General features: G+C 69.2%; 13 protein-coding genes. 3 read left to right on the top strand and 10 right to left on the bottom strand.

Annotated elements, in window-relative coordinates:
• Nucleotides 1–47: 47 nt before the first annotated feature.
• Nucleotides 48–2,852 carry a preprotein translocase subunit SecA gene (gene secA, locus BGO15_RS06305; RefSeq protein WP_056518921.1) on the bottom strand — a complete coding sequence of 935 codons (2,805 nt, stop codon included), beginning with the start codon at nt 2,850–2,852 and terminating at the stop codon, nt 48–50.
• A gap of 200 nt (nt 2,853–3,052) precedes the next feature.
• Between secA and BGO15_RS06300 the strand changes: the two genes are divergently transcribed.
• On the top strand, nt 3,053–3,661 hold the full coding sequence (locus BGO15_RS06300) for a PadR family transcriptional regulator (protein WP_056206509.1): 609 nt from the start codon (nt 3,053–3,055) through the stop codon (nt 3,659–3,661).
• Nucleotides 3,662–3,716: 55 nt separating this feature from the next.
• Complete coding sequence (locus tag BGO15_RS06295; protein ID WP_056206507.1) at nt 3,717–5,033, top strand: hypothetical protein; 1,317 nt, start codon at nt 3,717–3,719, stop codon at nt 5,031–5,033.
• 96 nt (nt 5,034–5,129) lie between these two features.
• Here the strand turns inward: BGO15_RS06295 and hpf are convergent, their stop codons facing one another.
• From hpf to BGO15_RS06270, 5 genes are all read right to left on the bottom strand, one after another.
• The gene (gene hpf, locus BGO15_RS06290) at nt 5,130–5,795 is read right to left on the bottom strand and encodes a ribosome hibernation-promoting factor, HPF/YfiA family (RefSeq protein ID WP_056206505.1); all 666 of its coding nucleotides are present in this window, start codon (nt 5,793–5,795) and stop codon (nt 5,130–5,132) included.
• A 184-nt stretch (nt 5,796–5,979) separates the two neighbouring features.
• Entirely contained in the window at nt 5,980–6,795 is an 816-nt protein-coding gene (locus tag BGO15_RS06285) for an ABC transporter permease (RefSeq protein WP_056206502.1), read from the bottom strand.
• Nucleotides 6,792–7,712 carry an ABC transporter permease gene (locus BGO15_RS06280; RefSeq protein ID WP_045248286.1) on the bottom strand — a complete coding sequence of 307 codons (921 nt, stop codon included), beginning with the start codon at nt 7,710–7,712 and terminating at the stop codon, nt 6,792–6,794. Before BGO15_RS06280 ends, BGO15_RS06285 begins: the two co-directional genes overlap by 4 nt.
• Nucleotide 7,713: 1 nt before the next feature.
• Entirely contained in the window at nt 7,714–8,889 is a 1,176-nt protein-coding gene (locus BGO15_RS06275) for an ABC transporter ATP-binding protein (protein WP_056518923.1), read from the bottom strand.
• Between the two features lie 3 nt (nt 8,890–8,892).
• A complete protein-coding gene (locus BGO15_RS06270; RefSeq protein ID WP_045248284.1) occupies nt 8,893–10,131 on the bottom strand; it encodes an ABC transporter substrate-binding protein in 1,239 nt (412 codons plus the stop codon).
• 184 nt (nt 10,132–10,315) lie between these two features.
• Here BGO15_RS06270 and BGO15_RS06265 point away from each other — a divergent pair, with 184 nt between their 5' ends.
• Nucleotides 10,316–10,774, top strand: a complete 459-nt coding sequence (locus BGO15_RS06265; protein ID WP_045248283.1) for an Lrp/AsnC family transcriptional regulator — start codon at nt 10,316–10,318, stop codon at nt 10,772–10,774.
• On the opposite strand, the gene BGO15_RS06260 is transcribed toward BGO15_RS06265, so the two are convergent.
• From BGO15_RS06260 to mtrA, 4 genes are all read right to left on the bottom strand, one after another.
• Nucleotides 10,775–11,437: a phosphoribosyltransferase family protein gene (locus BGO15_RS06260; protein WP_235557390.1), complete on the bottom strand. Its 663-nt coding sequence runs from the start codon at nt 11,435–11,437 to the stop codon at nt 10,775–10,777. It lies immediately after the preceding gene.
• Nucleotides 11,438–11,525: 88 nt separating this feature from the next.
• Nucleotides 11,526–13,223 carry an LpqB family beta-propeller domain-containing protein gene (locus tag BGO15_RS06255; RefSeq protein ID WP_273189641.1) on the bottom strand — a complete coding sequence of 566 codons (1,698 nt, stop codon included), beginning with the start codon at nt 13,221–13,223 and terminating at the stop codon, nt 11,526–11,528.
• A complete protein-coding gene (mtrB, locus tag BGO15_RS06250; protein ID WP_056518924.1) occupies nt 13,220–14,911 on the bottom strand; it encodes an MtrAB system histidine kinase MtrB in 1,692 nt (563 codons plus the stop codon). Before mtrB ends, BGO15_RS06255 begins: the two co-directional genes overlap by 4 nt.
• 4 nt (nt 14,912–14,915) lie before the next feature.
• Entirely contained in the window at nt 14,916–15,596 is a 681-nt protein-coding gene (gene mtrA, locus BGO15_RS06245; protein ID WP_056518926.1) for an MtrAB system response regulator MtrA, read from the bottom strand.
• Nucleotides 15,597–15,708 lie beyond the last annotated feature (112 nt).

Genomic DNA, 15,708 nt, shown 5'->3' with positions numbered 1-15,708 from the left:
ACCCCCGGTGGCCTGCACCGGGGGTCGATCGCGTCGGGGGCGACGGGCTACTTGTTGCGATCGGCCGCGCGACGCTGGGCGCGGTTCTGCGGCGCCGGCGTCTGCTGCTCGGGGGCGACCCGCTGACCGAACGCACCGCGCGGCGCCTCGGCGGCGGGTGCGGGGGCCTGTGCCGGAGCGGATGCCGCGGCCCGGTCGCGCGCGCGCCCGGTCGCCGCCTTCTGCACCTGACCGCGGTCGTTGCGCACCTCAATGTCGCCGTCCTCGGTGGGAGCGGAGTACTCGAGACGCTGGCCCTCGAGCGCCGGGGTGTCAAGACCCTTCGCCGCGACCTCGGTCTGCTCGTCCTGGCGTCGCACCTCGACCTCGAGGTTGAAGAGGAACCCGATCGACTCCTCCTTGATCTGTCCCATCATCGACTGGAACATCTCGAAGCCCTCGCGCTGGTACTCGATGAGCGGGTCCCGCTGCGCCATCGCGCGCAGTCCGATGCCCTCCTTGAGGTAGTCCATCTCGTAGAGGTGGTCGCGCCAGCGGCGGTCGAGCACCTGCAGCACGACTCGACGCTCGAGCTCCCGCATCGCCGACGAGCCGAGAGTGCCCTCGCGCTTCTGGTAGGCGATGACCGCGTCACTGCGCAGCTCGCGCTTGAGCCCCTCCGCCGTGATGCGTCCCTTCTCCCCTGCCTCTGCGACGACCTCGTCGATCGTGACGCTCACGGGGTAGATGGTCTTGAGTTCGGTCCACAGCGCATCGAAGTCCCATGCCTCCGTGTGCCCACTCGACGTGTGGTCGTCGACGATCGCGCCGACTGCGTCGTCGAGGAACTTCTGCACCCGGTCGGCGATGTTGTCGCCCTCGAGCATGTGCCGGCGGTCGGCGTAGATGGCCTCGCGCTGGCGGTTGAGAACGTCGTCGTACTTGAGCACGTTCTTGCGCATCTCGGCGTTACGGGCCTCGACCTGTGCCTGGGCGCTCTTGATCGCGCGCGACACCATGCCCGACTCGATCGCGACATCGTCGGGGAAGTTCGTGCGCGCGAGGATCGCCTCGGCCGCGCCGGACTGGAACAGACGCATCAGGTCGTCGGTGAGCGAGAGGTAGAAGCGGCTCTCGCCCGGGTCACCCTGACGACCCGAGCGACCGCGCAGCTGGTTGTCGATGCGACGGGACTCGTGCCGCTCGGTGCCGAGGACGTACAGTCCGCCCGCCTCGATGACCTTCTCGCCCTCGCCGGCGACGACGTCGCGCACCGCGGTGTAGACGCCCTCCCACTCGGCCTCGTAGGCCTCTGGGGTCTCGACCGGGTCGAGGCCCTTCTCCTTCATCTGCTGCACGGCGAGGAACTCCGCGTTCCCGCCCAGCATGATGTCGGTGCCGCGGCCGGCCATGTTGGTGGCGACAGTGACCGCCCCGAGGCGACCGGCGCGGGCCACGATCTCGGCCTCGCGAGCGTGATTCTTCGCGTTGAGCACCTCGTGGCGCACGCCCTTCTTGGCGAGGAGGCGCGACAGGTACTCACTCTTCTCGACGCTCACGGTGCCCACGAGAACCGGCTGCCCTGCGGCGTGCCGCTCAGCGATGTCTTCGACGACCTGGGCGAACTTGGCCTGCTCGTTCTTGTAGACGAGGTCGGGCTTGTCCTGACGGATCATCGGCTTGTTCGTGGGGATCGGGACGACGCCGAGGTCGTAGGTCGACATGAACTCGGCCGCTTCGGTCTCGGCGGTACCGGTCATACCCGCGAGCTTGGCGTAGAGGCGGAAGTAGTTCTGCAGGGTGACGGTCGCGAGGGTCTGGTTCTCGGCCTTGACCGGCACGCCCTCCTTCGCCTCGATGGCCTGGTGGATGCCCTCGTTGTAGCGACGTCCCACGAGGATGCGGCCGGTGTGCTCGTCGACGATCATGACCTCGTCGTTCATGACGACGTAGTCCGCATCACGCTTGAAGAGGGCGAGCGCCTTGATCGCGTTGTTGAGGAACGAGATGAGGGGGGTGTTCGCCGACTCGTAGAGGTTGTCGATGCCGAGATAGTCCTCGACCTTCTCGATGCCGGGCTCGAGCACACCCACGGTGCGCTTCTTCTCATCGACTTCGTAGTCGACGCCCGACTCGAGGGTGCGCACGACCTTCGCGAACTCGCCGAACCATCGGTTCGCCTCGCCCGACGAAGGGCCCGAGATGATGAGCGGGGTTCGCGCCTCGTCGATGAGGATCGAGTCGACCTCGTCGACGACCGCGAAGAAGTGACCTCGCTGCACGAGATCCTCCTTCTGCCACGCCATGTTGTCACGCAGGTAGTCGAAGCCGAACTCGTTGTTCGTTCCGTAGGTGATGTCCGCCTCGTACTGCTGGCGGCGCACCTCCGGCGTCTGACCCGAGACGATCGTGCCGGTGGTCATGCCGAGCGCGCGGTAGACGCGACCCATGAGCTCGGACTGATACGACGCGAGGAAGTCGTTGACGGTCACGACATGGACACCCTCACCGGCGATCGCGTTGAGGTACGCAGCGAAGGTCGCCGTCAGAGTCTTGCCCTCACCGGTCTTCATCTCGGCGATGTTGCCGAGATGGAGTGCCGCGCCGCCCATGATCTGCACGTCGTAGGGACGCTGACCGAGGGTGCGCCGGGCGGCTTCGCGCACGGCGGCGAACGCCTCCGGCATGAGCTTGTCGAGCGTCTCGCCCTGCGCATAGCGTCCGCGGAAGTCGGCGGTCTCCTCGCGCAGCTCGTCGTCGGTGAGCTGCGCGTACTCGTCTTCGAGCGCGTTCACGGCTTTCGCCACCTGCTGGAGTCTCCGCAGCACACGGCCTTCGCCGGCGCGGAGCAGCTTCTCAAGAGGATTGGCCACGGAACATCTCCATCTGGTCGGGTGCGGCGCACGCGCCGGCCCGAACGCTCACCGCGCCCGGGCATACGTCCCCATGTTATAGACCCGTGACTTTGAAGGGGGCTGGGTGAGGGCACTCGGGGGCGCGGCATCCGATCTTTGCATTCCCGGCATGTATATACTCAGCAATTACATACGCGGAAATCAGAAAGGTGGCCCGGATGTCGGTGCGTCAGAGTCTGCTCGCGATCCTCGACCAGGGAGCCTGCTACGGCTACCAGCTGCGCGCGGAGTTCGACCGCCGCACCGGCGGGACATCCCCCCTGAACGTCGGTCAGATCTACAACACGCTCGAACGCCTGGAACGCGACAGCCTCGTCGCCAAGGGCGACACCGACGCACACGGGCACGTGTTCTACGCGATCACCGACGCCGGCCGCACGGAAGCGCGCGACTGGCTGGCCGCACCCGTCGCCCGCGCCACCGGCACGCGCGACGAGCTGCCCATCAAACTCGCACTCGCCGCGACCCTCCCCGGCGTCGACGTCACCGCCATCGTGCAGACGCAACGCCGGGCGTCGCTGGCCCACCTGCAGGAGCTGCGACGCGCACAGCGCAGCGGCGAGCGCAGCGACGGCGACCCGAGCGGTGAAGAGCTCGCGTGGCTGCTCGTCGCGGATGCGCTCATCTTCCAGGCCGAGGCCGAGGTGCGCTGGCTCGACCACGTGGAAGGCCGACTCACGCAGCATCCTCCCCGCGCGCTCGAACTCGCCCTCGAGACCGAACCGCCGCGACGCGGACGGCCGCCGAAGGCCACAGCGATCGCCTGACCGCCCTCGGCGAACACCCAGAGGGGCGCCGCGCACCCGCCCATAGGATCGAGGAATGGCAGGCTTCTGGGGACGACGCAAGCGCGAGCAGGATGCGGCGACTGCCGCCCAGGACGCCGAACTGTCGCATCAGGCGGGCCGCGCGCTCGTCGATGTCGACGAGCGCATCCGCGTGACGACCGAGGAACTGGAGTTCGCGGAGGCCGAGTTGGGACCGGCCGCGACCCAGGGGCTGCGCGACGCGCTCGGCGCCGTGCGGACGCATCTCGGCGAGGCGTTCCACCTGAACCAGCTCAACCACGACGAGATCCCCGACACCGTCGAAGAACTGCGCACGCGCAATGCGCGCATCGTGCAGCTGTGCGCGTGGGCCGACGACCTGCTCGACGAGCGCACCGCCGCCCTCAGCGACGCGGTCGAACGGGTACGGCGCGCCCCCGAGGTGCTCGCGGGAGTGCGAACCTCGGCCGAGACTCTGCGCTCCCGCATCCCCGGCGCGCGCGAGAGCGTCGAACGCCTCGCGGCGCGGTACGCCCCGAGCGCGCTCGCACAGGTGCAGGGCGCCCCCGACGAGGCATCCCAGGTGCTCGACTTCGCCCTGCACAGCGCGGATGTCTCCTCCCGCCGCCGCGCCGCGGGCAACGCCGAGGAGGCGAACCTCGCGCTCGAGGCCGCGACCGAGTCGGTGCGCCGCGCGCAGTCGCTGCTCGACGGCGTGGACGATTTCGAGATCGAGGCGCTGCGCGCCGAGTCGACGCTCGCCGACGTGATCGCCGACTCGCGCGGCGACATCGTGCGCGCCCGGAACGCACCCGCGACCCCTGAGGTGGCCGCGGCGACCTCGGCGCTCGAAGCCGCGCTCTCGGCGCTCCCGCCGACCGGGACGAAGACCGACCCGTTCCGCGAGCTCACCCGACTCCGCGAGGCGAACACGGCGCTCGACGACGTCATCGCGAAAGCGCAGGCCCGCGCCGCGAACCCTCTCCCGTCGCCCGACCTCGTGCGCCACGCGATCGACGACGCCGATCGGCAGCTCGCGATCGCCGCGAACGTCATCTCCTCGCACCGCGGCTACATCGGCCCCGACGCCCGCACGCGCCTCGCCGAGGCCGAGCGCACCCGTGCCGAGATCGATGCGCTCCCCTCGGGCGAGGAGTCGCGTGAGCCGGCGCTGCGGCACGCGCGCCGCACCGCGCAGCTCGCGAGCGAGGCGCTCGCCCTCGCGCAGCGCGACATCGACAACTCGCGAGGCAACGACTGGGGAGGCGGCTGGGGAGGCCGCGGCGGACGCGGCGGCGGCATGGGCGACGCGGTCGGCGGCATCCTCGGCGGACTCGTCATCGGCGGACTCATCGGCGACATCTTCGACTGACATCTCACCGCGCCCGCTCGGCGCTCGCCTCGCGCCGGACCCCGCACGCGACGATGCCCGGACCTCACGGCCCGGGCATCGTCGTCGGATAGGCGCTCAGGATGCGAGCTGCTCCGCGCCGGGAGCAGCCTGCGTGCCGAGCGAGATGACACCGTAGTCCCAGCCCTTGCGGCGGTAGACGACGCTCGGGTGGTCGGTGCGGGCATCGACGAACAGGAAGAAGTCATGCCCGACGAGCTCCATGCGGTCGACGGCCTCCTCGACGGTCATCCATTCGGCATCGAACAGCTTCGTGCGGATGACCACGGGCGAATACTCGTCATCGGCCGCGTCCTCGCCCACCACCGGGATCTCCCCCGTCGCGACGGCGCGCAGCACCTCGACGGACGCCGGCTCGACATCGATGCCCTCAAGCGCGCCAGTTCCCTTGTCGAACGTCGCGCCCCGCGGATGATTTCGCGAGTCGACCCGCTTCTGCTTGGCACGCCGCACCTGTTCGCACAGCTTGTCGACAGCGACCTCGAGCGCCGCGAACTTGTCGTCGTCGACCGCCTCCGCCCGCACGATCGGTCCCTTGCCGGTGAGGGTGAGTTCCACCGTGGAGTGCTCGCCGCGCCCGCCGTGCGAGGGACGGTTGGTGACCTTGACGTCGAGCCGCTGCGCGCGGGGCGCGAGATTCTCGATGCGGGGGGCCTTGTCGTCGACGACAGTACGGAAGCGGTCCGTGATTCCCACGCCCACGCCGACGATGCTGGTGTCCATCTTTGACCTCCTAGTTCCGGGCCCGCCCGGAAAGGGGCGGACCGGCCGTCACCTTCTTGGTGCCCCCACGGTAGTCCGAGGTCGCGGACTTGTCACCCCGCGTTTCGCATGTGTTCAGAATGCGACGCCCAGGGCGAGGAAAGGTTGTCGGATGCCGCGGCCCCAGCCCCGCGGCATCCGATTCTCACGCGCTCTTCTTCGCTCTGCGCCAGGCGATGGCCTGGTAGATGAAGACCGCCGCGATCGCCAGCAGGAACACCGAGGACGCGATCACGTTCGCCTGCGGCGGCAACCCGCGCTGGGCGGCGACGTAGATGAAGATCGGGAACGTCTGGGTGCTGCCCGAGGTGAAGTACGTGATGATGAAGTCGTCGAAGCTGAGGCTGAAGCTCAGCAGCGCCGCCGCCACGATGCCCGGGAGCAGAAGTGGGAAGGTGACCCGCCAGAAGACCTGGTTGGGCGATCCGTACAGGTCGCGACCGGCTTCCTCGAGAGCCGGGTCGAGCGAGAGCACGCGCGCCCTCACCGTGACGACCACGAAGCTGAGGCAGAACATCGCGTGGGCGATGATGATGGTGCCGAGCCCCTTCGGCACCCCGGCGGTGAGGAACTGGGCGGCGAGTCCTGCACCCATGACGACCTCAGGCGTCGCCATCGGCAGGAACAGCAGCAGCGTGATCGCCGAACGGGCACGGAACCGGTAGCGCACCAGGGCGATCGCGATCATCGTGCCGAGGATGGTCGCGATGACCGTCGCCGTCAGACCCACCACGATGCTGTTGCCGAACGCGACGCAGACGTCGGGCTGGTCGCACACGGTCAGCCAGTTGCGGAACGTGAAACCGTTCCACGAGATGTTCGAGCGGTTCGCGTCGTTGAACGAGAACACGAACGTGTAGACGATCGGGATCAGGAGCAGGACGAACGCGACGGTCACGTAGGTCGGCAGCAGCCAACGGCCGAGTCCGAACCGGCGGCGGGTGGGAGCAGACGCACTCACAGCAGGTCCTCCGTTCCCGAACGGCGCACGTAGATGCCGACGATCACCACGATCACGAGCATCAGCAGGATGCTGAGCGCCGCCGCCTGCGGGTAGTTCACGGTGATGAGGAAGTTCGACTGGATGACGTTTCCGATCATCGAGGTCGACGCGCTGCCGAGGAACGACTGGCTTGCGTTCACATAGTCGCCGGCAGCCGGGATGAATGTCAGCAGGGTGCCCGACACGACGCCCGGAAGGGTGAGCGGGAACGTGACCCGCCAGAACGTCGTCGCCGGACTCGCATACAGATCGCTGCCCGCCTCGAGGAGCCGCTTGTCGAGCCGCTCGAGCGAGGCGAACAGCGGCAGCGTCATGAACGGCACGAAGTTGTAGGTGAGGCCGAACACGACCGAGAAGGCGGTGCCGGTGAGGTGATCCTGCGAACCCATGAGGCCGAGGAACTGAAGAGAGCTCACGACCGGGCCCTCGTCCGAGAGGATCTGCTTCCACGCGAGCGTGCGCAGGAGGAACGAGATGAAGAACGGCGCGATCACCAACACGAGAAGCAGGTTGCGAAGCAGCACGCGCTCGCGCAGCCGCACTCCGATGAAATAGGCGATCGGGTAGCTGATGAGCAGCGCGAACACCGTCGCGAGCAGCGCGAACCAGAATGAGCGCAGGAACTGCGGCCAGTACGAACTGATCGCGTCGACGTAGTTCTGCCACTGGAAGCCGTAGGAGAACACGCCGTACTCGTTCGGGTCGTTCACACCGAACGAGGTCATCACGAGCGAGACGAACGGAACCAGGAAGAACAGGGCGAGGTAGGCGAGCCCGGGGATCAGCAGCGCGAGCGCGACGACCCCGCCGCGGCGCGCCGCGGAGACCGGCTTCGCGGTCGCACCCCCCGCCGGGGCGAGTGCGGACAGTGCCATCTCAGGCGGCCTCGTCCGACGAGACGGATGCCGCGGCCGCCAGCTCGTCGCCCTCGGCGGCGTCGGCGCGGGCATCGCTGTCGAGCCCGAACGTGTGCTCCCGGTGCCAGGCGACCCACACCTCGACGCCCACCGGATACACCGCACCGAACACGAGGTTCTGCGCGAAGACGGTCACCGTGCCGGCACCCGGCACCTCGACGAGGTACTGGGTGCTGACGCCGGTGAACGAGACATCCGTGATGCGACCGGGACCGAGCACGTTCTGATCCGCGTCGGCGGCGGGCGCCGTCGCGTGCAGCAGGAGCTTCTCGGGACGCACGCCGAGCGTGATGCGCCCGCCGGTCGACACAGCGCGCGAGGCCGGCACCGCGAGCACGCCCCCGGCGGTGCGCACCGTCACGATGCCTCCGGCCGTCGACTCGACGTCGCCGGTGATGAGGTTCGACTGGCCGAGGAAGCCGGCCACGAATCCCGTGCGCGGCAGCTCGTAGAGCTCGGTCGGGCTGCCGAGCTGCTCGATGCGCCCCTTGTTCATGACCGCGACCGTGTCGGCCATGGTCATGGCCTCCTCCTGATCGTGGGTCACGTGCAGGAACGTGAGCCCCACCTCGGCCTGGATCGACTTCAGCTCGAGCTGCATCTGTCGGCGCAGCTTCAGGTCGAGCGCGCCGAGCGGCTCATCGAGCAGCAGGAGGGCGGGCCGGTTCACCACCGCACGCGCGAGCGCCACGCGCTGCTGCTGGCCGCCGGAGAGCTGGCTCGGCTTGCGCTCGGCGACGTGGTCGAGCTCCACAAGGCGCAGTGCCTCGTGCGCCTTGGCGAGCGCATCGGAGACCCGACGACGGCGCAGGCCGAACGCGACGTTCTCGAGCACGGTCATGTGCGGGAAGAGCGCGTAGCTCTGGAACACCGTGTTGACGGGACGCTTGTGCGGCTTCACCGCGGTCACGTCGGCGCCGCCGATGAGGATCCGCCCGGCACTCGGGTCCTCGAGCCCGGCCACGAGCCGAAGGGTCGTCGTCTTGCCGCACCCCGAAGGTCCGAGGAGCGCGAAGAACGACCCCGCGGGGATCGTGAGGTCGAGCTCCTCGATCGCGGTGAACCCGGGGAACTCCTTGCGGATCCCGACCAGTTCGAGGTCGGCCCCGGCCTCGCCGAAGGACGTCGCCGCCACGGGTCAGGCCCCGAGCCCGACGGCTTCGAAGGCCGCGTTGTACTTCTGCTGCTCGGCGTTGGTGAGCTGACGGAAGATGTGCGCCTTCGAGAGCGTGGCCGCGTCGGGGAAGATCAGCTGGTCGTCGACGAGAGACGCATCGACCTGCGCCATGGCCTCCTGGGCGCCCTGCACCGGGGTGACGTACTGCACGTAGGCGGCGACCTGGGCGGCGACCTCGGGCTGGTAGTAGTAGTCGATCAGCTTCTCGACGTTCGACTTCTGAGTCGAGCCGATCGGGATGAGGAAGTTGTCGGCCCACAGGGTGCCGCCCGACTCGGGCAGAGCGAACTCGAACTTGTCCCCCACCTCCGCGTTGATCGACGAGATGTCGCCCGACCACACGATGGCGGCGAGGGTGTCCTCGTTCTTCAGGTCGTCCGCGTAGGAGTTGCCCTTGATGTTGCGGATCTGACCGTCGGTCACCTGCTTCTGGAAGGCGTCGAGCGCGTTGTTGAACTGGTCATCGCCCCAGCTCGAGCTCGACGGATCGACGCCCTGGCTGAGCATGATCAGGCCGATCGTGTCGCGCATCTCACTGAGCACGCCGACGCGCCCCTTCAACGCCGGGTCCCACAGATCGTCGAGGGTCTTGATGCCGTTGGGCACCTTCTCCTTGTTCCATGCGACGCCCGCGAAGCCGGTCTGCCACGGCACGGAGTTCGCGCGACCGGGATCGAATCCGGGGTTCTGCAGACTCGCCGCGAGGTTGGCGCTGACGTTCGGGAGCTTCGACTTGTCGAGCGCCTGGGTGAACCCGGACTGGATCCAGATGCCGGCCATCCAGTCGGTGAGGCAGACGGTGTCCGCGCCGATCCCCTGGCCGAGCGCGAGCTGGTCGCGAACCTTGGCGAAGTACGTGTTGTTGTCGTCGACGGCGACGTCGTAGTTGACGGTGATGCCGGTGTCCTTCTGGAAGGCCTCGAGGGTCGGGTAGCCGCCCTTGTCGTCCTCGTCGAGATAGAAGGCCCAGTTCGCCCAGGTGAGCTGCTTGACGGTGTCGGACATGTCGGTGGCGGGCGTCAGGCTGGGCGACGCACCGCCGGTGCCGCCGCCGACGCGCCCGGTGCAGGCGGCGAGGAAGGCGGCGAGCGAGAGCCCGCCGACGCCGGCGACGAAGCCACGGCGGGTGAGTTGGGACGCACGCGCCTGCGCGATGAGCGCGCGAACGGTGGGATCTTCGGGCAGCGGACCTCGGGGCATGATGACTCCTCTGTGCGGTGCGGAACTCTCTCGGGACTCCCGATCCTGTCAGCAACTATGGCGAAAGACTACGGATATCGTCGGCTGAAACATAGATTTCACATGTATCGCGATTCCGGTACCCTTCCGAGCGTCGGAATCCGCAGTAGCGTGGAGTCCACGACCTCGACCGCGGAGGAGGAGCATGGCCGGACGCGACGCGCTCGACGAGACATCCAAGCTGATCATCGAGCAGCTGCAGGAGGACGGCCGGCGCTCCTACGCGCGCATCGGCGCCGCGGTGGGGCTCAGCGAGGCGGCAGTGCGCCAGCGCGTGCAGAAGCTGATCGACAGCGACGTCATGCAGATCGTCGCCGTCACCAACCCGCTGCAGGTCGGGTTCCCGCGTCAGGCTCTCGTCGGCCTGCGGGTCAGCGGAGACACCCGCATCGTCGCGGCCGCGCTCGAGAAGCTCGAAGCCGTCGACTACGTGGTCCTCACCGCGGGCAGCTTCGACATCGTCATCGAGGTCGTCTGCGAGTCCGACGCCGAACTCAGCGAGCTGCTGAACTCCCGCATCCGCACCCTCCCCGGTGTGCTCAGCTCGGAGACCTTCGTCTATCTCGAGCTGCGCAAGCAGTCCTACAACTGGGGCACACGCTGATCAGCGCCGCCGCGGGGTCTGCAGCACGGTCGCCGCGACGACGCTGACCGCACCCGCAGCCCGCAGGGCCGCGGCGGCCTCGTGCAGCGTCGCTCCGGTCGTGACGACGTCATCGACGACGAGCACGCGCAGCCCGGCCACCACGCGCCGCACGCGCATGCTCCCCTCGGCGTTGCGATGACGGGATGCCTCGTCGAGACCGCGTTGATCGGCTACCGGGCGCACGACACGCAGCCCTCCCGTCGTGCACAGCCGGGCGCGCGCCGCGATCTGCTCGAGCGGAACGAAGCCGCGCCGGCGCACAGCGGCGCGAGAGCTCGGGACGCGGACGATCACATCGACCGCAGCCGAAGACGCCGCAGCCTCGGCGGATGCGCGAAGCAGAGGCGCAAGGCCCGCCGCGAGAGCACCCTGCCCGGTCTGTTTCGCCGCCCGCAGCACCCGCGCGGGCATCCCGTCGAACTCTCCCCCGCTCCACACGCTCAGACCGCCCTCGAGAGTGCGTCGAGAGACGCGCGGCACGAGCGCGACCCGACACGCGGCGCACAGAACCCGGCCGTCTGCGCCGCACCCGGCGCACCGCACGGGAAAGGCGAGGGCCGCGGCATCCGCGAACGCCTCACGCACCAGCCAGCGCGCTTCCGCCCATCCGCTCATCGTCATGCGACGATCCTCCGAGACACCCGCCGGGCGCGCGTGCGGGTCCGGCGAGACGGAGGACACCGCGCTCCAGATCCGTGCGGGGGAGGAATCAGGGGCTCGTCAGCGGCGACCCCTGCTGGGTGCCCAGCACCGAGACGCCCGTGCTGTCCTGCTGCCAGGTCGTACCGGATCGGATGAACACGGTGCCGTTGGAATCGAGCACACGGGCGATGGTCGGCACGTTCACGCCGGCGATGGCCACGGCTCCCGGCGGGGCGTCGACGGTCGTGGCGACGCCGCCGATCTGCACGGTGGCGAACTGCGCCGTCGAGCCGCTGCCCGAGATCACTCCGAGCGTCGATTCGTCGAGCCAGGCGACGTCGCTCGCGCCCGCCGGGAAGCTCAGCAGTGTGACGGCGTCACCCAGCGACTTCGGAACCCCCTGCGCGTCGCGCACGACGCCGGCGACCATGAGGACCGACCGGCCCCCCGAGATGACGAGCGCAGCGATGCGTGTGCCGTCGCGCGAGACCTGGAGCGCGTCCACGCGGCTCGCACCTCCCCACGGCGATGAGATCGCGATGCGCGTCGCCCCCGTCCCCGCCGCGACGAGCGCGGACGGCGACGTCTGCGGGACACTCCAGATGTAGCCGAACGGATCGATCGACGGCGCGATGAGTCCGGCGCGCTGGTCGAGGGCTGCGGGGCCGGCGGCATCCACCCGGGTCACCGCGCCGTTGCCCGCCAGCACCGCCGCCGTCGTCCGGTCGTCGCTCAGCTCCACCGAACGCGGGGAGAGAGCGGCCACCGCCGCCGAGACGCCGGGCAGCTCGTCGACCTGCCCGGCGGCGATGAAGCCGAAGCCCTTGGCGGTGAGGGCGAGAGTGCGGGAGTCGACGCGGGTGTCACGCGAGGGCGCCGGAGTCACGTCGAGGGCCGAACCGGCGATCGAGAGTGTCACCGACGTCACCTGCCCGGTCGAGGCGAGACTGTCGGTGAGCTGTGCCTGCATGCGCGACAGCGTGGTCTGATCCGACGTGAGAGCCGACTCCTTGAGGTCCACCTGCGCGACACCGTTCACGACCGGCACCGAGGGGCTCCCCAGCGACACCGTCTCCGGGAACGCCGAGACGACGCTCTTGGCGAGCCAGGGGCTCGGCTGTCCGTTGATGAGGGCCGCGGCGATGCGCGTCGACGCGTTGAGGGTCGGGAACCAGCGCACGTCCGGCACGAGGAACGTCCAGGTCGGGTCGTAGTACATGAGCGAGTAAGCGCGGAAGACGCTCTTGAAGAGGTCCTGATCGAGCACGATGCCGTTCGGGGCCGAGGTGATGCGCCACCCCGCCGGCAGCTTGGTGAGAGTGAACGTGAGCGGCGGAGCAGCGGCCTCGGCGACCGCCGTGTAGGCGCCCTCGCCGTCGACCGTCGCGGTCGGCGAGAGCGAGACGGTGACGGTCGCCGAGCTCTGATCCGACGACGCGACGGCGATCGAGCGTGCGGAGAGCACGTCGACGGTCGCCCCCGCATCCGGGCGCCAGCTGTCCACTGCCGTGCCCGTGAGGAACTCCCGCGCCGTGGCCCACCCGCCGGCGGGTCCGGAGCCGGCGTTGAGGAAGCCGTCCACGATCTGCTCGGGGGTCGCGCCGACCTGCGGACCGTTCGGCTTGAACTGCACGTCGGGCACATCGGGCTCGGCGGTGCTCGAGAGCCCCTCGTGCACGGCTCCCGTCATGGGCAGTCCCGCGCACCCGACGAGCGCGAGAGTCAGCGCGCCGACGAGCACGAGTGAGTGGATGCCGCGCCTCATCGCTTCTCCTTCGCGTCACGCTCGGGGGCGAGCACCGCGATCGGCTCGGTGAGACCGAGACTGTCGAGCACGGAGGTCTCGTCGGACACGTCCACGACGACCGGCGACACGAGCTCCCCGTCGATGTCGCGGCGAGGGAGGGTGAGGACGAAGTTGCTCCCGCGTCCGAGGTCCGACCACACGGCGAGAGTGCCGCCGTGCAGCCGCGCGTCGCCGAGGGAGATCGACAGGCCGAGGCCGGTGCCGCCGATCGTGCGCCGCCGGGACGGATCCGCACGCCAGAACCGGTCGAACACGCGCTCGACGTCCTCGGGCCGCATGCCGAGACCGTAGTCGCGCACACCGAGGGCGACAGCATCCTGATTGCTGTCGACCGTGACGACGATCAGACGCCCCTCACCGTGTTCGATGGCGTTGCCGAGCAGATTGCGCACGATGCGACGCACCCGTCGAGGATCGAGATCGACGAGGGAGTAGCCGCCGGGCGCGACGAGCCGCACCTCGCTCCCCCGCTGGTCGGCGAGCTGCTGCATCGAGCCGATCACGTCCTCGGCGAGCTGGGCGATGCTCGTGGGCTCGCGTTCCAGCTGCACCGAACCGGCGTCATACCGGCTGATCTCGAGCAGGTCGTCGAGGAGGACCTGGAATCGCTGGACCTGGGTCGAGAGCAGCTCGGCGGCACGCGCGGCCGCCGGCTCGAAGTCGTCGCGCCGGTCGGCGAGCACATCGGAGGCGAGCCGGATGGTCGTCAGCGGTGTTCGCAGCTCGTGCGACACATCCGACACGAAGCGCTGCTGCACGAGGGAGAGGTCGGCGAGTTCCTTGATCTGCGACTGGATGCTGTCGGCCATCGCGTTGAACGACCGACCGAGCGTCGCGAGCTCATCGGCTCCCCGCACGTTCAGGCGCACGTCGAGGTCGCCGGAGGCAAGTTTGGCGCTGGTCTCCGCGGCCTGCGCGACCGGCACGGTGATCGAGCGCAGCACGAGCCAGGAGATGCCCGCGATGATGGCGACGAGCGCGAAGCCGACGATCCAGAGGATGCCCTGCACGAACGCGAGGGTCTGCGCGGCGGCGCTCAGGTCGTAGGCGATGTAGAACTCGTATGCGCCGACCCCGGGCACCGTCAGCTGCTGGCCCACCACGATGCCGGGAACCGTCGAGCCGTTGGCCAGCGTCACCGGAACCGACTGCCAGAACTGCGCGCTGGAGCTGCTCTGCACCTGCGACCGCAGCTCGGGGGACGGGGCGCTCGTCGGGAAGCCGGTGGAGGTGAAGTCGAGGGGCGCGATCGAGGAGGGCGCGGTGTCGGTGCGGAACGCGGCGATCAGATCGCTCGAGGACTGACGCGACAGCGTGACGAGCACGCTGTTCATCAGGTTGCGCACGTTCACGCTGTCGCCCTGCGTCTCTGACGAGTCGAGCGTGCGCTGCGCCTCGATGCGCGCGCGGCTCGCGTCACCGAGCGCCTGCTGCAACCGGGACTGGAACAGGTCGTTCTGGATGGCGAGGGCGAGCCCGACGCACGCCGCGATCACGGCGAGCGCGGTGAGGGCGACGGTCGCGACGACGGTGCGCACCCGAAGCGAGTGGCGCCACACGCCGGCGAGCTGACGCGGCCATTCCCGCCACCCGCGCAACGCGACCAGCAGACGATCGACCGGCGAACGCTGCGCGGACCCGCTCATGTCGTCACACGATCGCGCCGGCGCGGTAGCCCACACCGCGCACCGTGGTCACGATGCGCGGGTTGTCGGGGTCGCGCTCGACCTTGGCGCGCAGACGCTGCACGTGGACGTTGACGAGCCGCGTATCGGCCTTGTAGTGGTATCCCCACACCTGCTCGAGGAGCATCTCCCTCGACCAGACCAACTGCGGCTTGCCGGCGAGCGCCGTCAGCAGTTCGAACTCCAACGGGGTGAGCGCGATCGGAGCGTCACCGCGGCGCACCTCGTGCGCGGCGACGTCGATGGTCAGATCGCCGATGCGCAACGATTCGCTCGGAGCGGCGGGAGTCGGCCGGAGCCGGGTGCGGATACGGGCGACGAGCTCCTTCGGGTTGAAGGGCTTCACGATGTAGTCGTCGGCGCCCGACTCGAGTCCGCGCACGACGTCGGCGGTGTCGGTGCGTGCGGTGAGCATGATGATCGGCACCCCGCTCTCCTCGCGGATGCGCGTGCAGATCTCGATGCCGTCCATGCCCGGCAGCATCAGGTCGAGCAGCACCAGATCAGGCTGCACCGACCGCCAGGCGGCGACGGCCGCACCGCCGTCGGCGCAGAACTCCGCGTCGAATCCCTCGGTGTTCAGCACGATGCCGATCATCTCGGCGAGCGCGGTGTCGTCATCGACCACGAGGATGCGGGAAGTCATGCGAGGTGTCGTCCTTGTTCTCCGTCGCCGGCGGCGGTGAGGCCGGAGGGCGGGATCATCACCCCAGAGTAGTCGAACGGCGGCCCGCTCCGAAGGGAGCGGGCCGCCGCGC

This window comes from Microbacterium sp. 71-23 (assembly GCF_001897265.1).
Lineage (GTDB): Bacteria > Actinomycetota > Actinomycetes > Actinomycetales > Microbacteriaceae > Microbacterium > Microbacterium ginsengisoli.
This window is presented reverse-complemented; position numbering and strand designations above follow the sequence as displayed.